Annotated in this window: 18 protein-coding genes and 2 pseudogenes; 7 read left to right on the plus strand and 13 right to left on the minus strand. The window is 69.9% G+C overall.

Going from position 1 to position 20268, the window contains the following annotated elements; genetic code table 11:
• A pseudogene (locus tag AB8Z75_RS14985) lies at nt 1–286 on the plus strand (IS5/IS1182 family transposase); the annotation flags it as partial.
• A 453-nt stretch (nt 287–739) separates the two neighbouring features.
• Here AB8Z75_RS14985 and AB8Z75_RS14990 read toward each other — a convergent pair.
• The 8 genes from AB8Z75_RS14990 to AB8Z75_RS15025 all read right to left on the minus strand — a co-directional run bounded on the left by AB8Z75_RS14990 (nt 740) and on the right by AB8Z75_RS15025 (nt 9366).
• Nucleotides 740–2683, minus strand: a complete 1944-nt coding sequence (locus tag AB8Z75_RS14990; protein WP_369202087.1) for a hypothetical protein — start codon at nt 2681–2683, stop codon at nt 740–742.
• Nucleotides 2684–2814: 131 nt separating this feature from the next.
• Entirely contained in the window at nt 2815–3711 is an 897-nt protein-coding gene (locus AB8Z75_RS14995; protein WP_369202089.1) for a hypothetical protein, read from the minus strand.
• 117 nt (nt 3712–3828) lie between these two features.
• Nucleotides 3829–4485: a Crp/Fnr family transcriptional regulator gene (locus AB8Z75_RS15000; RefSeq protein ID WP_369202091.1), complete on the minus strand. Its 657-nt coding sequence runs from the start codon at nt 4483–4485 to the stop codon at nt 3829–3831.
• Between the two features lie 170 nt (nt 4486–4655).
• Nucleotides 4656–5762: a hypothetical protein gene (locus AB8Z75_RS15005; protein ID WP_369202093.1), complete on the minus strand. Its 1107-nt coding sequence runs from the start codon at nt 5760–5762 to the stop codon at nt 4656–4658.
• Nucleotides 5759–6067, minus strand: a complete 309-nt coding sequence (locus AB8Z75_RS15010; protein ID WP_369202095.1) for a DNA-binding protein — start codon at nt 6065–6067, stop codon at nt 5759–5761. The genes AB8Z75_RS15005 and AB8Z75_RS15010 overlap by 4 nt, the downstream gene beginning before the upstream one ends.
• On the minus strand, nt 6064–6837 hold the full coding sequence (locus tag AB8Z75_RS15015) for a hypothetical protein (RefSeq protein WP_369202097.1): 774 nt from the start codon (nt 6835–6837) through the stop codon (nt 6064–6066). The genes AB8Z75_RS15010 and AB8Z75_RS15015 overlap by 4 nt, the downstream gene beginning before the upstream one ends.
• Complete coding sequence (locus AB8Z75_RS15020; RefSeq protein ID WP_369202099.1) at nt 6834–7133, minus strand: hypothetical protein; 300 nt, start codon at nt 7131–7133, stop codon at nt 6834–6836. The genes AB8Z75_RS15015 and AB8Z75_RS15020 overlap by 4 nt, the downstream gene beginning before the upstream one ends.
• Before the next feature lie 757 nt (nt 7134–7890).
• Nucleotides 7891–9366, minus strand: a complete 1476-nt coding sequence (locus AB8Z75_RS15025; protein ID WP_369202101.1) for a glyceraldehyde-3-phosphate dehydrogenase — start codon at nt 9364–9366, stop codon at nt 7891–7893.
• 191 nt (nt 9367–9557) lie between these two features.
• Between AB8Z75_RS15025 and AB8Z75_RS15030 the strand changes: the two genes are divergently transcribed.
• The gene (locus tag AB8Z75_RS15030; RefSeq protein ID WP_369202103.1) at nt 9558–10370 is read left to right on the plus strand and encodes a thioesterase family protein; all 813 of its coding nucleotides are present in this window, start codon (nt 9558–9560) and stop codon (nt 10368–10370) included.
• A 216-nt stretch (nt 10371–10586) separates the two neighbouring features.
• Nucleotides 10587–11819, plus strand: coding sequence for a tetratricopeptide repeat protein (locus AB8Z75_RS15035; RefSeq protein WP_369202105.1), 1233 nt, complete (start codon nt 10587–10589; stop codon nt 11817–11819).
• 24 nt (nt 11820–11843) lie between these two features.
• Here the strand turns inward: AB8Z75_RS15035 and AB8Z75_RS15040 are convergent, their stop codons facing one another.
• A complete protein-coding gene (locus AB8Z75_RS15040; protein ID WP_369202107.1) occupies nt 11844–12527 on the minus strand; it encodes a restriction endonuclease in 684 nt (227 codons plus the stop codon).
• Between the two features lie 425 nt (nt 12528–12952).
• Here AB8Z75_RS15040 and AB8Z75_RS15045 point away from each other — a divergent pair, with 425 nt between their 5' ends.
• On the plus strand, nt 12953–14164 hold the full coding sequence (locus AB8Z75_RS15045; protein ID WP_369202109.1) for a Shedu anti-phage system protein SduA domain-containing protein: 1212 nt from the start codon (nt 12953–12955) through the stop codon (nt 14162–14164).
• Nucleotides 14161–14484, plus strand: coding sequence for a hypothetical protein (locus AB8Z75_RS15050; protein WP_369202111.1), 324 nt, complete (start codon nt 14161–14163; stop codon nt 14482–14484). Before AB8Z75_RS15045 ends, AB8Z75_RS15050 begins: the two co-directional genes overlap by 4 nt.
• A 131-nt stretch (nt 14485–14615) precedes the next feature.
• On the opposite strand, the gene glnA is transcribed toward AB8Z75_RS15050, so the two are convergent.
• Entirely contained in the window at nt 14616–16031 is a 1416-nt protein-coding gene (gene glnA, locus AB8Z75_RS15055) for a type I glutamate--ammonia ligase (protein WP_369202113.1), read from the minus strand.
• A 288-nt stretch (nt 16032–16319) separates the two neighbouring features.
• Between glnA and AB8Z75_RS15060 the strand changes: the two genes are divergently transcribed.
• On the plus strand, nt 16320–16790 hold the full coding sequence (locus tag AB8Z75_RS15060) for an RDD family protein (RefSeq protein ID WP_369202115.1): 471 nt from the start codon (nt 16320–16322) through the stop codon (nt 16788–16790).
• A 329-nt stretch (nt 16791–17119) separates the two neighbouring features.
• Here AB8Z75_RS15060 and AB8Z75_RS15065 read toward each other — a convergent pair whose 3' ends face one another.
• Nucleotides 17120–17809, minus strand: coding sequence for a DUF4191 domain-containing protein (locus tag AB8Z75_RS15065; protein ID WP_242750703.1), 690 nt, complete (start codon nt 17807–17809; stop codon nt 17120–17122).
• 315 nt (nt 17810–18124) lie between these two features.
• Between AB8Z75_RS15065 and AB8Z75_RS15070 the strand changes: the two genes are divergently transcribed.
• The gene (locus tag AB8Z75_RS15070; protein ID WP_369202117.1) at nt 18125–19126 is read left to right on the plus strand and encodes a DMT family transporter; all 1002 of its coding nucleotides are present in this window, start codon (nt 18125–18127) and stop codon (nt 19124–19126) included.
• A gap of 422 nt (nt 19127–19548) precedes the next feature.
• On the opposite strand, the gene AB8Z75_RS15075 is transcribed toward AB8Z75_RS15070, so the two are convergent.
• Both AB8Z75_RS15075 and AB8Z75_RS15080 read right to left on the minus strand, forming a co-directional pair.
• Nucleotides 19549–19731 (minus strand): hypothetical protein, encoded by a 183-nt coding sequence (locus AB8Z75_RS15075; RefSeq protein ID WP_369202119.1) that lies wholly within the window; start codon nt 19729–19731, stop codon nt 19549–19551.
• A gap of 201 nt (nt 19732–19932) precedes the next feature.
• A pseudogene (locus AB8Z75_RS15080) lies at nt 19933–20268 on the minus strand (lipoyl synthase); the annotation flags it as partial.

Genomic DNA, 20268 nt, shown 5'->3' on the forward strand with positions numbered 1-20268 from the left:
CGCTTATCTGCGGCGACGGGGCATCAAAGCGACCATCGCCCAGCCTGATGACCAGCGGGCCAACCGTCGGCGGCAGGGACGGGACGGCGGTCGCCCACCGGCCTTCGACAAGACCCAGTACCGCCGCCGCAGTGCCGTCGAGCGGTGCGTCAACAAGTGGAAGCAGTACCGCGCGGTGGCCAGCCGCTACGACAAGCGCGACTACATCTTCAACGGCACACTCGCCGTCACAGCGATCAACATCTGGCTCCGCGACACCGTCCAAGAGCCATCAGAAACGGCCTAGCGCCCACCGGCACGGTTCCGCAGGCCGGCGGAGGCTGCTTGAGCAGATGGTGCGGCCCGGGGTCGAGAGCGTTGTCGCGCACATGAGCAGAGACGAGGTGGGGAACGTTCGCCTCGATGACCCGGTTGCGTACGACGGCGACCGGGTCGCAGACACGCCACCCGACACGACGGCGGGAGGACGCCGGCCACGCGGCCGTGCCAGCCGGTTGGTGCAGGTCCACCCAGCACGCCCGCTCGGTGAGAGAGACCCAGCAGGCATGGGAGAAGGCTCCCTGGCGCACCTCGCCCAACGCGGGGCGCGGGTATCCCCACGTGTCGTCGTCACCCATGGGCTCAACGCAGTCAGGGCGGTCCTCCGCGAGGAGCACCAGCACACGCCCCGCCCTGGGGATCCAGCGTGCCCGCAACAGGCTGAGGAGCGGAGACGACGTCGTCTCGTACAGTGACTCGGTCATGAGAGCGTCCCTTCTGGCGTCGGCAGTGTGTTGTGCCGGTAGCGGGTGAGGAGAAAGCGCGTGACGCCCCGGTTGCCGTCCGCGACAGCGGGCAACGCGCGAAGAAAGGACTCAAACGAGGCGCGGCGCCGCTGCGCGGGGTCATACTCGACGGCTGACAGGCCCTCTGCCACCGCCGCATGAGTCCCGGAGTCGTCGAGGCCGAGCGCCACCAGGGCCATGGCTTGCGAAGAGTGCTCGCCCAGCACCTGAGCCAGTCCGATCCGGCGTACACCCGATTGGCGCGGCCCCGGAAACGACTCCCGGCAGAGTGTGTCCACCGCGTGCACGGCATACGCGTGGCCCAGGCTGCCAACCGGCATCTCCAGCCAGCCGACCAGTCGATCCAGAACCGCCGGCACGTTAGCGTCCTCGGTGAGCAGCACACCGAGAGCAAAAGTGACCGCGTTGCGCAGGCGAGGCTCCAACTGCGTGGGGCTGCCCTCCCCCGAGAGCACGTTGTCCAGCAGCGTGAGCGAGGCCGAGGGCCGGGCTAGTCCGTAACTGCCCGCGCACACTTCGGCGACAGTGCACCTGATGTTGACGTCGCGCTGCCTGCTCCACTGGCGCAGGTGGTCGTGCGTGGCACCGGCCAGTTCCACGTGCTGGCCGACCTCGCCGATCGCATACGCTGCCAGGCGCCGCTTCCAACGCAGTGCGGACTCGGCGAACGTACGCAGTCGGCGCAGGGCACCGGGCCCGGTCGCGTATGTGAGTACCCGGCCCAGTGCTGCTCCGGCGGCCAGGTCGACACCCGGCTGGTACGGCAGGTCGTGTAGTCCCTGCCACAGCACATCAGTAAAACCCTCGTAGTCCAGGCACAGCCGCCTGAGCACCGCGGTCGCCCGATGCCTGCTGTGGAAGGCCACCGGCTGCATCCGGTGACGGCGCCATGGCGCGGAGACGAAACGAGGCGGCAACGTGCCGGCTCCGACGCGCTTCAGCCGGTGTTCGAACGAGGTACCGAGCAAGTCCGTGCTTCCGCGCCCCCCTTCCGGGCCGGTCCACTCGGTGAGCAGACCACGTACCGTGGCGGCGAACTGCGCCACGACGGTGCGGTCCTGCCGCTCCAGCAGAGAGACGGCCGCGAGCAGAGCGAGGCTGTCGGCGCTGTGACGCGCTTCGCGCAAGGCATCGTCCGCGGACTTGTCGTCCCCGTGCCGCAGACTGCCGAGCACGTCGTCCACCTGCTTGCCCGAGACCGCGGCCTCCCGCAGCGCCTCCGCCACATCGGCGGCGGCCGGGGGCAGCAGACCGGTGTCCAGATGTGTTCGAAGGGCGGGTGTACTCAACTGTCCCAGTGCCTGGTCCCGTTCCGCCGCGGTCAGCATTCCCGCACGCGCCGCTGCCAGCAGGTGCGATTCTGCGACCTCGCGGGCGAGTGGCGGCTCGTGCTCCACCTGCCACGGGCCCGAGTCCTTGGCCAATTCGACGTCGCCACCCACCGTGATGACGAGGCAGGACCCGCTTGCCGCAAGGCGATCGGCCAGCGTGGTGAGGGTCACCTCGGTCAGTTTGTCGGCCGCTGCCTGCGAGAGATTCCGTAGCAGGTACCCCCGTGAGGCTATCGGCGTCCAGGCGGCCGGATCTTCATCGGTGTCCAACCCGGTCACGCCGTCCTCGCCGTGCCAGTACCGCAGCAGGGCGAAGGCCGTTGTGGTGGCTCCGTCGCCCCCGCCACCGCGCAGGAGCAGCACGCGGCCTCTGCCCTGGCCTGGGCTTCCCAGGATGTCCAGGCACCTGTCGAACACCGGGGGTGCGATGAAGCCGCGGAGCTTCTTGGCGATCTCCTGGGCGGGGTAGGGCCCCTCCCGGAACCGGGGCGGCAGGACGCGCTCGGTCGCCGCCTCGTCGGACGGGTCGGAACCGGCGAAGACGTTGAGATCTCCGCCGACACTCATGACCGCGACTCCGCGGCCCACCCTCTGCCGGTTGCCGTCGTACGATGTGCCAGGCGACAAGCCAGGCATCGACGCCTCGGCGCTCACGTGTGGTTCCGCGAGTGCCGGCGGCACGGCGACCTGTTCGGTGCTCATGCCTGGCCCTTACCGCCGGTGTGCTTGTCACCCGAGACGTTGTCTCCGTCACCCCAGTGCTGGTTGGCCGCGCGGTAGCTGGCGCCTCCCGTGTAGGTGAAGTCGCCGCCGACGTCCCCCATGAGGGCAGCGCCCTCGATGACGTGCTGGGTGTTGCCGCTGTAGCGCGCCCCATTGCCGGGGCCTCCACCGTGCCGAGGTTCGGTGTCGGAGGTTTCGGCGGGCTGGGCCGCCGGAAGAATCCCGGCCTCCAGCAGGTTGCCGGAGGGTGTCGGCACGAAGAGCCACGCCTGTTGCGTGAAGCTCTTGCCTTCCACCGTGGCCGGCACCTCGATACAGCGATCGGGGTGCAACCCGGTGTAGCCGGCCAGCACCACGTCCTCCCAGACCCTGCTGGAGAACACCGCGGCCAGGTGGGTGGTCTCCGGGCTGGCGGCGGCGAGGACTGCCTTGACCGGCCGGGAGTCCAGCAGCCGGTGCGTGTCGTTGCGCGGCGTGCCGTTCCCGTCCCCGGGACCGCCGGCATCCGGCAGCGGTCCGACGTGCACACTCGCCCGCAGCCGGATACGGGGCCCGACAGTCTGCTGGTTGTACGTGGCCAACACCTCGTCGAGCACCGGCAGGAGCGGCCAGATGAGGAAGGGCAACTTCTCGGGATCGAAGCCGAACACAATGCCGTCCCCCGTGTTGGCAGGGAACCTCTTGCCCTCCCTCAACTCGGCGAGGCCCGCCCGTCCGAGCGCATGATCGACGAGCTCGGGGATCAGCTGGCTTACGGGGCCGTGCTGTACCGCAGGCAGCCCTGTGAAGTCTTTCGCATCGACCGCGAAGAGACCTCGGTAGGGCGGCAGAGCGCGGCTTTCGGAGTGGGGCTGCGACATGGATGTGGGCATGGGAACTCCCTCGGTCGGAGGCGTCCGATGTGGTGCGCCGCAAGGCGACTGCATCGAGCTTCTCCGAGGGCGCACGAGAGCAGTGCACACCGCGGTGCGCTCCGCCGGTGGCTCACCTCACATCACTGAGTACTGATCGAAGGCCGCCCAGTCCCGAAGGGCCTCCGGGTCGGTGATCACGACTACTCGGCGCGCGGTCTCCAAAACGCCGGCTCTCCGTAATTCGCGTAGTCCGCGCAGCGCGCAGTTGCGGGTGACGCCGATGGCCTGGGCGATCTCCTCCTGGGTCAGTCCGGTGAGTCTGAGCTGTCTGCCCGGCCTGCTGTGGTCTCCCAGCTCCGCCAGCCGGAACAGCGAACGGGCCAGCCGGACGATCACCGGAAGGGTCAGCAGCTCGGCACGGTGCTGATCCGACTCCCGCATCCGCTGCAACGTCTGCTGCATCAACGGCATGACCAATCCGCGCTGTTCGACGTAGCGGCGGAATCGTCCGGCTTCAAGCTTCACCGTGGAGCACGGCGTAAGCGCGTACACGTCCGCGGTGCGCACGGTGCCGTCGAAGACCGACATCTCACCCAGCAGCTCACCCGGCCCCCGAAACGCCAGCCAGGTGGTGGCCCCGTCGTTCTCCCGGCGCACGACCTTGGTCAGGCCGTCGGTCAGCGCGAGCAAGCATGCCCCGGGCTCCCCCTGCCGGAGCATCCGTTCGCGTGCGCGGTAGCGCTGTACCCGCCCCTGCGCCGTCACATCTCGCCACACCTCGTCCGACAGCATGTCCGCCCTCCCCCTCCTAATGCCGCACGCGGCGTGCGGTTGGAGAATCCGTACCCCGGCCCGGGCCACGCCGTGCACGCGACCGAGGAACTGCACCACACACTCGACCGGACACGGCCAGAAGACGGCCGGGCCCGCAGGCTGCACCGCCCCCGGACCCGGCCGTTCCACTACATCAGGGCCCGGGCCCGCTCCTCCCAACGCTCGACTCGGGCCACCGCCTGGCCGACCTGCTTCATCGCGGACGAGATGTCCTTGGCCGGACCTCGCATGTCACGGCTGAGTTCCATCAGCCCTTCGACCAGCGCGCCGAAGGAGGTGAGGCCTGTCACACCTTCCCTGGCGGACTCGAACGTGACGGATAGGTCCTTGAGGAAACTCTTCGTCTCGGTGTCCCGGTCCTCCGCCGGAGTGGCCTCCACATAGTCCAGGGCGGCGTGTACCGCTTCGTCCATCTCCACCATCTTTCCGGTGAACCGAGCCGCGCACACCTTGAGGTCGGCAGCCGGCTGGCCGACCGCCGCCGCGTACCGCCGCATCACCGCGAGCCGGGCGCCGGCCGACGAGCCGGGCTGAGAGGCACGCTCCATCGCCGGCCCGATCTCCTCGGTCTTCGCGGTGATGGCGTTGAGCGCGTCCGCGATGGCGTCCATGTCCTGCGTCATCTCTCCCATCTGCTCCTCAACGCGGGCGAAGCGGTCGATCAGCCCTGGGGTGCTGTCATCCTCCGCATCGCCGGACTCGGCAGGCTGTAGTCCGAAGAGAATGCGAGCAGGCGCCAGCGGTTCCGACCCGTTGCGGAGCGTCCCTTCAAGGGCGCTCTCCAGTTCCTTACGCGCATCGATCAGACCGCTCGCACTCCGCACGAAGTGGATGGTCCTGATGGGCGAGATGTCGAAAGGCAGTTGGCCGTATTCCCCGATGTGGATCGTGGGCTTGCCACTGACATGCCGCATACCGAGCTCGTACATCACGTTGGCGTTGCCACCGCTGACGTCCGCGATGACGACGTCGGCGAGGAGCACGTTGCGGCAGATCTGCTCGGTGATGTCCCCCATCTCACTCATGCGGTCCGCCCGCACCGGCACCACGCCGAACGCTGAGCAGGCCAGCAGGACCACCTTCTCGAAGATCTCCAAGGAGTCTTCGTAAGCCGCCAGTGCCTGACTGCCGGGAGGTGCGTGCCGGTCCCCTATGGGCCCGATCACGAAGCAGGTCAATGCCGGGTCGGACTCTTGCGGCTGATCACCCGGGACCAGCACCGGCGTGAGAGTCATGAGAGGTCCTCCGTCGCGGGAAGGGAAGCGGGACGCTCCTCGACGTGCTCGGCCCCCTCCGCCACATCGTCGGCAAAGACGCGGTGTTCCTCGATGCCGAGCGCGCTCAGCATGTGGGCGGTCGGGATGCGGTACTGGCGACCGACCCTGAGCACCGGGCAGGGAAAACGCTCGCATCGGATGAGCTTGTAGGCGGTGGCGGTGCACACTCCGAATGCCCGCGCGGCGGTGCGCAGGTCGACGCTCAGCGGCAGGTCGAACACCTCCGGGAAGGTCAGCGTCCGGCGCCGTTCATGGCCCGTCATCGTCCACCTCCCCCAGGAAGCAACCTCAAGGCCCCAACTTCCCGGGCACCCCCGAGCCGCCTGGCACTGAGGACGATGTCTTGGAGACCCAGTCTTTTCGCCAGTGCACCGAGACGCTCGCCCTCGATCTGCCTCCTGCAAGTGGTGAAGCGGAGGCCCGCGCTGACGCCGCCCGAACGGGCAAGCGGCGTCAGATGCAACTCCCACCTGTCCCGCTCGGCGGCCTCGGCTGTGAGGGGTGCCTCCCCGTCGGTTGCGGAAAGCTCACGCACAGCGGCGGTCCCCGCGACGTCCGCCACCGGCACCTCGCGAGCGGTCGGGCGCACGGAATTCCACACTCGCGTATGCGCCTGCCTGGCCAACCGGTCTCCGACGCAGTCACCTGCCGGGTCTACCACGGCGATCTCCTCGAGGACCGCAGCGAGGGCTTCCGCCTCCACCTCCGCACGATCGACCGGAAAACGCGACAACACCCGGTGGGCCAAGTGCCGCAGACCCGGCAGGCACAGCCACACGACGAACAGCGTCCAAGCCGTGCCGTCCTCGTCCTGTGCCGGCCGCTGCGCCTGCTCGATCGCCCGCCGCCAGACAGCTGAGGCCAGCGGAGCGCCGAACGCGGAGTCACGGACGAGCCGTCGGGCCTCATCGGGCGACAGCCAGCAGGTCTCACCTCCGGCACGGACTTCGAACATGCTCGGCATGCCGCTCAGCGACGCCGAGAACTGCTCCTCGACGGCATCGAAGACACCGTTGAAGCGGATCAGTGTCACGAACATCCTCCTCGCTGGTGGAAAGCGCGGGCTTGGGCCAGCGCCTCGGTGCAACGGCCACAGGCGCGCCCCAGCCGGGCCACGCTGGTCCGCAGCGCCGGATGTGCCCGGTCAGGACCGCGTGCCGCGGCATCCGCGTCTTGTCGCTCGCTTTCGCCGTGGGCCGCGTGGTAGTGGAAACCTCCCGTCACGTCACCGGTCAACAACGCCACACCGTGGTCGAGGTGCTGGTGATTGCCATGGAAGGTGGGGAAGGCCGGTCGGACCGGTCCTTCGGTGTCGTCGGCCGAGGTCATCGCTCCTGCCAGCGCCGGCTACCCGTCGTGGACGACAGAGCCTGCCGAACGAACCACCGGGTACGGAGATCCGCCGACCGTGAACACGTGAGCAGGCGCCACGATGCCGGGGCGGACGAGCGGTTGGTGGTCACGGCTATAGGCGTGGTTTCGCGCATCGCTGCTCCCTGAGGAAGGTCACCCGTGCTGTTCACGGGCTGACGGCTCACAGATCGTTCTCGCGATGTCGAGCTTGCGCCTCGGGGCAATGGAGTTCTGCCCAACAGTGCGCTCCCGGACAGTGATGCTCAGCACACGCAGGGCAACCAGTCTTCTCCGCAGTACAGCGCCTCGTGGACGTCAGATCGTCGACCCACAGAAAGGCCGCCTCCCCTTCTAGGGGTGGCGGCCTTTCTGTGGAAATGGGATGACGGCCCGCAAAGAACCGGCGGCCGGACGATATCGGTCACACTGCGGACGGGTGCGCCCCGTCGCGCACCCGTGGTGAACCTGGCGGACGGCTCCTCCACGCCTGAGAGGGCGGCGGCGTGCGGAATCGGGCCAGGGGAGGCAGAGTACGTATCCGGCCCTCGCTGCGACGCCCCATCCACCGGCGCCACCGTCGACACCGGCACGACCACCCGGCCACGGTCGGCGTTACAACCGGTGCCGCCGCTACCGAGCCCGCGAACCCGCCGGAGCTGACGGGAGCCGGACCATACGTGGTCCCCCTCCCGCGCGTGAGGCGGGACCGCGTGCGACCTCGGGACGTAACCGGTCAGCTCGCCGGGTCGGGCACCGGCTCCACCGGTGCCGGGTACGTCGGGTACTCGGCACCGGAGACGTACTGGACGACGCGCACGACCTGGCAGGAGTAGCCGAACTCGTTGTCGTACCACAGGTAGAGGATGGCGTTGTCGCCGTCGACCTTGGTGGCGCCGGCGTCGACGATCGAGGCGTGGCGCGAGCCGATGAAGTCGTTGGAGACCGCGTCGGGCGCGCTGGTGAAGTCGATCTGACGCTTGAGCGGCGAGGTGAGCGAGACGTCACGGAGGTAGTCGAGGACCTCCTTGCGGTCGGTCTCGCGGGCCAGTTGGAGGTTGAGGATGGCGATCGAGACGTCCGGCACGGGGACACGGATCGAGCTGCCGGTGATCTTCGCGTCCAGGTCGGGCAACGCCTTGGCGACGGCGGAGGCCGCACCGGTCTCGGTGAGCACCATGTTGAGCGGCGCCGAGCGCCCGCGGCGGTCCGACTTGTGGTAGTTGTCCAGCAGGTTCTGGTCGTTGGTGAACGAGTGGACCGTCTCCACGTGGCCGCGCAGCACCCCGTACTCGTCCGCCATCGCCTTCAGCGGCGGAACGATCGCGTTGGTGGTGCAGGACGCGCACGAGATGATCTGCTCGTCCGGCTTGATCATGTCGTGGTTGACGCCGTGCACGACGTTAGGGACGTCGCCCTTGCCCGGCGCGGTCAGAACGACCTTGTCGATGCCGGGGCGCAGGTGCTTCGAGAGCCCCTCACGGTCCCGCCACCTGCCGGTGTTGTCGATGAGGACGGCGTCCTTGATGCCGTATTCCGTGTAGTCCACCGACGTCGGGTCGTCGGAGTAGATCACCTTGATCGCGTTGCCGTTGGCGACGATCGTGCTGTTGGCCTCGTCAACGGTGATGGTGCCCTGGAACTGGCCGTGGATGGAGTCACGACGCAGCAGCGAGGCCCGCTTGACCAGATCCTGGGCGGACTGGCCCGCGGACTTGCGTACGACGACGGCCCGCAGCCGCAGACCGTTGCCGGAGCCCGCCTTCTCGATCAGCAGACGGGCCAGGAGGCGGCCGATACGGCCGAACCCGTAGAGGACCACATCCCTCGCCTGGCGGCGGTCGATCTTGTTGGCGCCCGTCGCCCCGGCCACGGCCTCCGCGGTGAACTCGGCCACCGACAGACCGCGGTCGTCGGCCCTGTGGGTGGCGGCGAGCATGCCGATGTCGATCTGGGAGGGGCCCAGGTCGAGCGTGGTCAGGGCCTGCAGAAACGGCAGCGTCTCGGTGACCGACAGCTCCGCGCCGGCGATCTGCCGGGCGAACCTGTGGGTCTTGAGGATGCTGATCACCGACTTGTTCACCAGGGAGCGGCTGTGCAGCAGGACGGTGACGTCCCGCTCGCGGTGCAGCTTCCCGATGATCGGGATCATCGACTCCGCGATTTCCTCGCGGTGCTTCCAGTTGGTGAACGCGTCCTCGTTGACAGTCACAGTTTTCACTTTCGAGCTAGGCGGTGCTCATATGCTAACCCTCGCCATTCCGATCATGTGATCGGCCCACCCGGGCGACAACCGCGCCAGGGCCCCCGCCCCGTGGCGGCCACACGCCCGTCGCACCCACCGGCCACCCACCGGCCGGCCACCGACCACCCACCGTCCAGCCCGCCCCGAGGAGAACCCCGTTGCAGCCCGGCACGCCGACCCCCGACAGCTACTACGAGCCCATCGACGAGCACCGCTACAAGCCCACCCGGCACGCGAGCGGAGCATGGAACACCGAGGAACAGCACTTCAGCCCCCTCGGCGGCCTGATCGTCCACGCCATGGACCGCCACCTGGCGGCCCGCTCGCACACCGGCCTGCTCCCCGCCCGGATCAGCTTCGACATCCTGGGACGCCTGGCCCTCGACGAGTGCGAGATCCGGGTCGAGAGCATCCGTCCCGGCCGCACCATCGAACTGCTCGAAGCCGTCGTCCTCATAGCCGACCGCCCGGTGGTACGCGCCCGCGCCTGGCTCCTGGCCACGCTCGACACCACAGCCGTCGCCGGCGGCGGCGCCGCGGCACTCACCCCGCCCGAAGAACTGACACGCTGGCCGCTCGAATCCGTGTGGCCCGGCGGCTACATCGCCTCCCTGGACATCCGCCCGCTCGCACCGCCGCAGCCCGGCCGCACCACCGCCTGGCTCTCCACCTCATTGGACCTCGTGGCGGGCCGGCCCAGCAGCCCGCTGGCCTCCTACGTCGCCCTCGTCGACACCGCCAACGGCATCGCCGTACGCCAGCCGCCCACGGAATGGATGTTCCCCAACGTCGACCTCACCCTCCACCTCCACCGCCAGCCCGAAGGCCCCTGGACCGGCCTGGACACCACCGTCGTCTTCGGCCCCACGGGCCAGGGCCTCACCAGCACCGTCCTCCACGACCTCCACGGCCCGGTCGGCCACGCCCAGCAGCTCCTGACCGTGCGCCCCCTGCCGGCCACCGAGAAGTGACGGGCAGCACCGTCCCGCCCGGGAGCACCCCGTCCCGCCCGGGAGCACCGAGCGGGCAGGCACCGTCCCGTACGCCTCGCACACGAGCGGGCGCCCTCACGTAGCTCTCAAGTAGGACCCGTTGACCAGCGGGAAGACGGATTCGGCGGGACCCGCCACGCCCATAGCGTCGGACCGGCAAGAGCGAACGAGCAGACGAGCACGGCGGTGGCGCACATGGCACAGACGACCCGGCAGAACCCGACCCGAACCACCCACGCGGGAGACAAGGCGTTCGCTCCCGAGTACCAGGGCGCCCTCGGCTCGCTGTCCGTGAACTCGTCACTGTCCGACGTACTGACCAAGGGGTCGCGTGAGCTTCGGGCAGCCGAGGAGGCCGGAGAACCGAAGGAGATGGCACGCTGCGGGCTCGCCGTCGCGGAGGCGTACCGGCGCCTCGGAAACGTCACGGAAGCCGACCGGGCGTGGAAAGCGAGTTACCGGGCGGCCCGCTCGGCGCAGGACATCGGGGCGATGGCATGGGCCATGTGGAGCGGCGGCACCCTCGCCCGCCAGCGAGGCGCGCTGCCGCTGGCGTACCGGCTGCTGGAACGCGCGGCCGACCTGGGCGAACGCGGAAACGACGTGCTGGCCCGCGGCTACTCGCTCGCCGGCCTCGCCGAGACCGGCCGCATCCAGGGCGACTACGAGGCCGTCGGCGCACTGCACGACCAGCTCCTCACCGAGGCCCGCAGCCGCGGCGAGGTGCGGCACACCGTGTGGGCTCTGGAGGGCATAGCGCAGATGCACCGCAACACCGGCTCCTACGACACCGCACTCGAACTCTTCGAAGAAGCCGCCCGCACCGCCGCGGCAGGCGACGACCGCCGGGGGCGGGCCTGGGCACTGAGGGGCATCGCCGACGTGGTGTCCGTACGCGACGGAGACACCGAGCGCGCCCTCGCCCTGCTCACCGAGGCGGAACTCGACTGCCGGCGCATGCACCTGTCGAGCGCGCTGGCGTACAACCACAAGATGCGCGGCAACGTCCTCTACCGGGCCGGCCGGTACGCGGAAGCCCGGGACACCTACACGCAGGCGCTGGCGGAGTTCTCCGCGATGGACGAACAGCGGGGAACGGCACTGTCCCGGCTCGGCCTCGCCAAGTCCCTGGCCCGCCTGGGCAGGCCCCGGTCGGCGACCAGGGCGGAGCTGGCCGACCTGCGCGACACCTTCACCCGCATCGGCCTCCACCACGCGCGCGCCATGGTCGAGAGGGCCACCACCGAACTGGGCACCGGCCCCCTTCCTGACGCCACGGACACCCCGGCCACACCGACCGCACCGACCGCACCGGAGCCGGCCTCACTGGAGCCGGCCGCGCCGGAACGGGCCACACTCGAACCGGTCTCGCCGGAGCCGGTCTCGCCGGAGCAGGCCGCGCTGGAGCAGGCCTGCGCGCGCCCCTGACACGCACGGTCGGGGCCCACCGGCTCAGGCTCGGTACGTGTTCCTCCAGCGCCTGCGGTGAGCGCGATCGCCCTGACCCATGCCGTTCAGCGGCAGCATGGCCTGCAGCGGAGTGCCCGTGTTCCACACCCCCAGCAGATCGCGGTGCACCGCGAGGACGCCCTGCTGGACCGCGAGGTCGAGCGCGGCCCTGCTGAAGGGGCAGGTCGCCGCGAACACGGCCACGTCGGCTCTGTGGTGCAGCCAGGCGGTGCCGACGAACTTCTGCATGTCACCGCTGGGCACATAGCGGTGCGGGGCGTAGTGCTTGCACTGGACGACCAGCCGCCGCCCGTCGGGCAGGGTGGCGACGACATCCGCCCCCAGATCGCCGGACTTGCCGCTCACCACGACGTCCGTGCAGCCGTCGCGGCGGCACAACCCCGCCACGTACCGCTCGAACTCCTGCCAGCTCATCGCATCCACATCGGCCAACGACCGGTGACCTGCGCGGACCGCGTCCTCGCCCCGCCACCGCCGGTCCCCCGCCCGGATCAGCCGGTCCGAGCGCCACAGCCACCACGCCGCAGCCCCGAGACCGCTGAGGACGGCGAGGCCCGCAAGATACGGCCAGACCTGCGACCAGAACGCCACCAGCAGGACCAGCGCGAGCGCACCACTGCCCAAGGCCGCGTTCCGCCGGTCCTGCCGCCGCCTCCGCACAGCCATGCGCCGCTTCCGCTTCCTCGCCACGCTTCCCCACCCTCCGCAGACCCACCTCCGCGGACGCAACCTCCGCAGGCCAGTTGCTGCGAGTCTGGGCGAGAACCGCGCCGGAGGAGAAGGCCGCACGCGGGAAGAGCCGCTCGGGACGACGCTAACCGGCCAGGTGTCACCGCACCCGGTGCGCGACGCCGCCAGGGCGACGCCGTAGGAGCCCCGCTTCTTCAGATCTGCGGTGAGGTGCACGGCATGGGCTCGCGTGTGGGCCCACGCCAACTGCAGCGGCCTCGCGAGAGTGAGTGCGCTCGCGTGACGCCCGAACCGTTCGACGGCCCAATTCGATGGCGAAGAGAGAAGAGCATTATTTCCCGCCACGGGAGGCTCGCTCCCCCAAACCCGTTTTGTCAGTGCCCACTTCTAAGGTTCCCCGCATGACGAACTTTCGTTCCAGCTTCACGCTGCGGCGCATGGTCGGTGAAGCCCGCGAGCTCACCGAGCACGCAGGAGTACGGGAGCGGATCGACGCCGTGCTGCACCTCATGGGCGGTGTGGGCGGGGATTACGGCAAAGGCAGGCCGTTGGTCACGTCGCTGGAGGACGTGGCGCAAGAGTCCGTTCGCCACGGTGACTTCGACATCGCCCGGCGCTTCCAGCACTTCGCCTCCTACGCCGGAGGCGACCTGTACCTGGAGATCCTGGAGCACTACTACGACGAAGAGGCACGGCAACGCAGCGAAGAAGGCATGCGGCGAATGATCGCCATGGGGGCCGATCGTGCGGTCGCGGCTCTGGATGTGCTGTGTCAGGAGAACCCGGACGCGACTGCCGCCGACGCCCGTGACCTGTTCCGCGGCATCGCCCGTTCCGCCGACTACCTGAGCCTCGGGAAGGGCGCAGGAGGAATCCAACTACCTCCACGGGAGGCGAGACGACTCCAGCAGTACGGTCACATGGAAATAGTCCTCCGCAACCTGCCCCGACCCGCTTCTCCCGAGGTAGCGCGGATGATGAACGACGTCTTGGCCGACGTGGACGCCGGGCTGCTGGCCCAGTTGCTCGAACTCCGGGCCAGACAAGCCGGGCTCGCGGCCCTGGGTGCCGCGGTGAACGACCCGAACAGCTCCGAGAGCGCGCTCCACGCCTGCCTCAAGAAACAGGAATGGATCTTCGGCGGAGCGTACGTGGCCGAGTTGGCCCGCCGTCAGTACACACCGGATGCCATCCTCGACATTCCCCTGTTACGCGGCGACGGTTCGCTGCACGTGGTGGAGCTCAAGCGCGCCAACATCAAGAACCTGGTCATCCGGCTCCACGGCCATCTGATGCTGGGCGCCCCGGTACACCACGCGGTTTCCCAGACGCAGAACTACCTCAGGATCATGGACGAGAACCGCCGCAGCATCTTGAACACCCACGGTGTCGACACCCGCCGCGCCTCTGCAACGGTCGTGATCGGTCATCCGCAGTACGTGACCGGAGGTATCACGCCCCAAGAGGTCGCGGAGACGCTGCGGACGTACAACACACACTCGTCCCGAATAGAGGTCGTCACGTACGAGACCCTGATGGATTCCGCGGACCGCATGCTGGCGCTCTCGTCGGCACGGCGGGGCCACGATGACGACGAGGAGCCCACCACGTGAACGACACACCGCCCGCGATCGAACCGTTCCTCGCCAACCTGTGCGGCGGTGAGATCACCGACAAGGACTACGTCGGCTACTTCATGAACGAACACGGCGAAGAAATGGTCTTCGCCCAGCGCCGAGGAGAAAAGACTGCCCGGCTCTGGCACAGCGACGCGGATTGGGAGCTGTACCGGGTCGGCGACCATTCGATACGGGCCGACGGCGAACTGAAGGGCATGATCACCGTCGCGGGGCTGATCATCAACCGCGAAGAAGCAACCTGGCTCGCCTCCTGCCTGGCCGCCTCGTGCCACCTCCGCGCGGGGCGCCCCTGATACGGGCGCTCCGCCCTTGCTTGCGACACACCGCTGCGGAGCGACTACGGGCCGCCCTTCCCTTCCCGGGAGGAGCGGCCCACGGCCACGTACAGCACTAGCCGGAGCGCCCTGCTCCGACGTGCGGCCCTTTAGAGGTCGAAGTACAGCTCGAACTCGTGCGGGTGGGGCCGCAGCTGCATGGGGGCGATTTCGTTGGTGCGCTTGTAGTCGATCCAGGTCTCGATGAGGTCGGAGGTGAAGACGCCGCCGGCCTGGAGGTACTCGTTGTCGGCCTCGAGGGCTTCGAGGACGGCCGGGAGGGAGGTGGGGACCTGGGGCACGCCGGCGTGCTCTTCGGGGGCGAGCTCGTAGAGGTCCTTGTCGATGGGCTCGGCCGGCTCGATCTTGTTCTTGATGCCGTCCAGGCCCGCGAGGAGCAGCGCCGAGAAGGCGAGGTACGGGTTGGAGGACGGGTCGGGGGCGCGGAACTCGACGCGCTTGGCCTTGGGGTTGGAGCCCGTGATCGGGATGCGCATCGCGGCGGAGCGGTTGCGCTGCGAGTAGACCAGGTTGACCGGGGCCTCGAAGCCGGGGACCAGGCGGTGGTAGGAGTTCACCGTCGGGTTGGTGAAGGCCAGCAGCGACGGTGCGTGGCGCAGGATGCCGCCGATGTAGTAGCGGGCGGTGTCGGAGAGGCCCGCGTAGCCCTGCTCGTCGTGGAAGAGGGGCTCTCCGCCGGTCCACAGGGACTGGTGGACGTGCATGCCGGAGCCGTTGTCACCGAAGATCGGCTTGGGCATGAAGGTGGCGGTCTTGCCGTTGCGCCAGGCCGTGTTCTTGACGATGTACTTGAACAGCATCAGGTCGTCGGCGGCGGCCAGCAGCGTGTTGAACTTGTAGTTGATCTCCGCCTGGCCCGCGGTGCCGACCTCGTGGTGCTGGCGCTCGACCTCCAGGCCTGCCCGGGCCAGCTCCAGGGAGATCTCGGCGCGCAGGTCGGCGAAGTGGTCGACCGGCGGAGCGGGGAAGTAGCCGCCCTTGTAGCGGACCTTGTAGCCGCGGTTGCCGCCGGACTCGATGGCGCCGGTGTTCCAGGCGCCCGCCTCGGAGTCGATGTGGTAGTAGCCCGCGTTCGCCTTCGTCTCGAAGCGGACGTCGTCGAAGACGTAGAACTCGGCTTCCGGGCCGAAGAACGCGGTGTCGGCGATGCCGGAGGAGGCGAGGTAGGCCTCGGCCTTCTTCGCCACGTTCCGCGGGTCGCGGCTGTACTGCTCGCCGGTGATCGGGTCGTGGATGAAGAAGTTGATGTTGAGGTGCTTCTCGGAGCGGAACGGGTCCAGGCGCGCGGTGGACAGGTCCGGGACGAGGGCCATGTCGGACTCGTGGATCGCCTGGAAGCCGCGGATCGACGAGCCGTCGAACATCAGGCTCTCGGTCGGGTCGAAGGTCTCCGCCGGCACGGCGAAGTGCTGCATGACGCCGGGCAGGTCGCAGAACCGGACATCGATGAACTTGATGTCGTTGTCCGCGATGTACTTCTTGGCCTCGTCGGCGTTCTGGAACATCCATCCTCCTAGTCCCGCCGCGTCGGGACGGGCTTGCTCCGGCTCCGGCTGCGGCACGGGGCCGCTCGCCTGGCACCGACCCTAGGCAGGGGCCATTTCTCCAGCATGACTCATTTGTTTCGCCGATGTTAATCGCCGGGCGACCTCCCGGGCCCTCACCATGCGGAGTGCCGTCCTCACGATCCGCAGCGTGGCCCCGCCCTTCGACGGCCCGGCCCGGCCCGGCGACGGCCCGCTTTCTCGGCGGCCGGGAGCAGTGGCCAAAAATCGGCGCGATACCGTTGACGGGTGGACAACAGGGAAGCAATCGGGTCGTGGCTGTCAGGTCCGCGCGCAGCGGCTGCGGACATGGGAGCCGAGTTCGGTTACCGCGGCAAGCGGCTCGGCCTGCCCGAGGAGGGGCCGGGTTCCCTCGCGCCGGTCGGCCGCCGGGTCGGTGCCCTCTTCATCGACTGGGCGCTCTGCGCGCTCATCGCCTTCGCGCTGCTGGCCGGCCGGAAGCTGGAGGGCACCAGCGACTGGGCGCTGGTCGTCTTCGTCGTCATGAGTGTGCTGACGGTCGGCACGGTCGGCAGCACCCCTGGCAAACGGCTGCTGGGGCTGCGCGTCGTGGCTCTCGACGGGCTCGGCAAGCTGCCGATGTGGCGCACGGTGGTGCGGACGGTGCTGCTCGGCATCGCCATCCCTGCGCTCATCTGGGACCGCGACAACCGGGGCCTCCACGACCGGCTCTCGGGGTCCGTCCAGGTACGTGGCTGAGAGCCGACGTGGCTGAGAGCAGCCGACGTGGCTGAGAGCCGACGCCGCTGACAGCCGCCATAGCTGACGCCGCTGACAGCCGGCGTAGCTGACAGCACGCATCTCGCAAGCGCGTACGGACCCGGGCACCCCTGGAGGGGCTCACGGCTGCGGCCCCCGCAGCCCGAACAGTCCACGGCCCGAGAAAGCCCCCGGCCCGAGGAGCCCACGGTCCGGGGAAGCCCGCCACAGCGCGAGGAGGGGGCGGGACCGCAGGCGCGCGGTCCCGCCCCCTCCTCGTGGGCTCGCGGGTCTCCTCGTGTGTGTCTCCGTCGGTCGGGCAGGCCTCGTCAGCGGCCCTGCGGGCCCTTCGGAAGCTTCATGCCCTTGGGCATCGGCCCCTTCGGGATGGGCATGTTGCTCATCAGGTCGCCGAGCGCGCGGAGCCGGTCGTTGATCTGGGTGACCTGCTGGCCCTGGAGCGTGCGGGGCAGCTTCATCATCTTCACGCGGAGCTTCTTGAGCTCGACCTGGTCCTCGCCGTCGCCGACGACCATCGTGTGCACGGGCACGTCGCCGACCACGCGGTTCATCTTCTTCTTCTCGGAGGCCAGCAGTCCGCGCAGCCGGTTCGGGTTGCCCTCGCCGACCAGAACGATGCCGGCCTTGCCGACGGCCCGGTGGACGATGTCCTGGCTGCGGTTCATCGCCACGGCCGGGGTGACCTGCCAGCCCCGGCCGATGTTCTCCAGTACGGCGGCCGCGGCCCCCGGCTGGCCCTCCATCTGTCCGAAAGCGGCCCGCTCGGCGCGGCGCCCGAAGACGATCGCGCACGCCAGCAGGCCCAGGAGCACGCCCACGATGCCCAGGTAGACCGGGTGACCGATCAGGAAGCCGATCGCGAGGAGTACACCGAAGGTGACAAGCCCCACGCCGGCCAGGATCCAACCGATCTTCCGGTCCACGCGCCGGGTCATCTTGTACGTCTGGGCGATCTGCTTGAGCCGCCCAGGGTTCTCGGTGTTGTCCTTCCTCGCCATGCGGTGAAGTTTACGGGGCGGCGGGGGGCGGCGAGTTCTCGGCCGGGGGAACCACGGGAGTCGCTGGTGCCGGGCGGTTTCCGCGCCCGGTCCCCGTGCCCCCTTTCGTGGCGGTCCGTGGTCCTCCGGTGGCCCCTTGTGCGATGGCACCGTTCCCTTCGCCCTCGCGGGCGCGGAGTTGGTGCCTTTCCCCCATGGGGTCGCCCGCGCACGGAACGTTACCGTCGCCGCCAGGGAGTGCCGGGTGTTCCGCCGCAGTCGGGTGGTACTGCGGATCCTGCCCGGCTTGTCGGATCGAGACGTATGGCGAATGGGATGGTGTCCCTGCTGGCGGCGGCGGTGCTGTGGGGGACGGTCGGCCCGGCGCAGCTCTTGGCGGACACGGGAGTGGCGCCGGTGAGCCTGGGGGCGTGCCGGATGCTGCTGGGGGGCCTGGTGCTGGGGCTGTTCACGGTCCGGTGCGCTGGGCTGCGGACGCTGTGGAGACCCGGGGCCCGGTCCTGGATGCTGGTGAGCGTACTGGTCACCGCGGTGTTTCAGGCCTGCTTCCTGGAGGCGGTGGACCGTACGGGGGCCGCGCTGGCGACGGCCGTGACCTTCGGAACGGTGCCCCTCGTGTCCGGGTTGTGGGCGCGCGGGCTGGACGGCGAGCGGGGCGGGGCCGCCTGGTGGTGCGGCACGGTGTGCGCGGTCGCGGGCGTCGGGATGCTGCTGATGCCGGGTGAGGCGGCGCGGGCCGAGGTGGCCGGAGTGCTGCTGGGGGTGGTGTCGGGGGCGAGCTTCGGCACGTACATCGCGGCCACCAAGCAGCTCGCGCGGCGCGGGGCCGACACCGCGGCCGCCGCGCCGGCGAGTGTGCTGTGCGCGGGGCTCGTCGTCTCCCCCTGGCTGTTCGCCGCGCCCGAGGGGATCGCCGAGTTCCGGTCGATGGCGCTGATCGGCTGGCTGGGGCTGGGGACGACGGCGCTGGGCTATCTGCTGTTCACCCGCGGAGTGGCCAGGGTCAGCGCGGCGACCGCGGGAACGCTGAGCCTGGCCGAGCCGCTGGTGGCCACCGTGCTCGGCTTCGTACTGCTGGGAGAGCGGCTCGGCGGCTGGGCGGCCTGCGGTGCCGCGCTGCTGCTGACGGGGCTGGTGGTGGTCTCGCTGCCCGGCCGGGGCCAGGGCGGCGAGACCGGCGACGGCCGTACCGTCGCCGGCGGCCCCGGCAGCGGGCGGGGGCGCGGTCCCGGCAGCGGCGGGCGAGGGCGCCTCGTACCCGCCCGGGGAAGAACGCGGGACCGGCAGCGCCCGCCCGCGTCGGCCCCTCGGGGCTGAGGGCGCGGCACGTCCCGCCCCCTCACGCTGGAGCGAGCCCTCCGGCCGGACCCGACCCACCGGCCCGGGCGCCGACGGAGGCCGGGCGGGAGCCGACGGAGGCGCCACCGGCCCGGGCGCCGGCGGAGGCCGGGCGGGCGCCGACGGACGCCGGCGGAGGGCGCGGACCTCGCCGCGAGACCTTCGGGCAGGGCCTGGGCCATGTGCCATGTACCCGGCCACCGCGTCCGCGCATCCGCGCAGGAGAGGGACCGCGGCTGGGCCAGGTCCCCTCCCGGCGGCTGGCGCGAGCGTTCGCTGACCACGTCGCCCGCGCGCGAGGCGGCACCGCTGTGGCGGGCGAGCCGGCACCGCTGTGGCGGCGGTACGGCGCGGGACGGGATGGCGAACGGGACGCTTCGCGAGAGGGCGCCCTCACGTCCTCACGTGGCCGTGGACGCCTTGGGCCGCGCCGCTGACGCCAGGTAGCTCTCCGCCTCGTGGCGGGCGTCGGCCCTGCGGCGGTCCTCCAGAACCGCCGTCCACGCGTTGCGGCGGGCCACCCGCCGACCGCTGCCGAACAGGATGTGCTCCAGACCTTCCAGTGCCCACAGAGTGGTCCGCACTGTGCCCCTCCGTCAGTCCTCGCCTCGTTCGAACCGTGCGCGGTGCGCGGTTACAGCGTCACGCAACGGTGTTACCAGGCGGTGTCCGGGGGGTCAAAGCCGGAAGAAGCCTGTGCGGCGAAGCTCACTCACCGCTTCGCCACACAATCCTCTTCACTCCTCGGCCGCCCCAGGCGGCGCCGCCGATGGCGGCGCCGCCGTCTAGGCCGCGGAGGAGGTGCCCGCCTGGCGGGCCTCGACCGCCTGCTTGTAGAGGCGTCCGGCGCGGTAGGACGAGCGCACCAGCGGGCCGGACATGACGCCGGCGTAGCCGATCTCGTCGGCCTCGTCCTTCAGCTCCACGAACTCCTGGGGCTTGACCCAGCGCTCGACGGGGTGGTGGCGGGGGGTACTGCGTGATGGTGATCAGTTCGCAGCCCGCCTCGTGCAGGTCGCGCAGGGCCTCGCTGATCTCCTCGCCGGTCTCGCCGAGGCCGAGGATGAGGTTGGACTTCACGACGAGGCCGGCCTCGCGGGCGCGGGTGAGGACCTCCAGCG

The organism is Streptomyces sp. PU-14G (assembly GCF_041028275.1).
GTDB lineage: Bacteria > Actinomycetota > Actinomycetes > Streptomycetales > Streptomycetaceae > Streptomyces.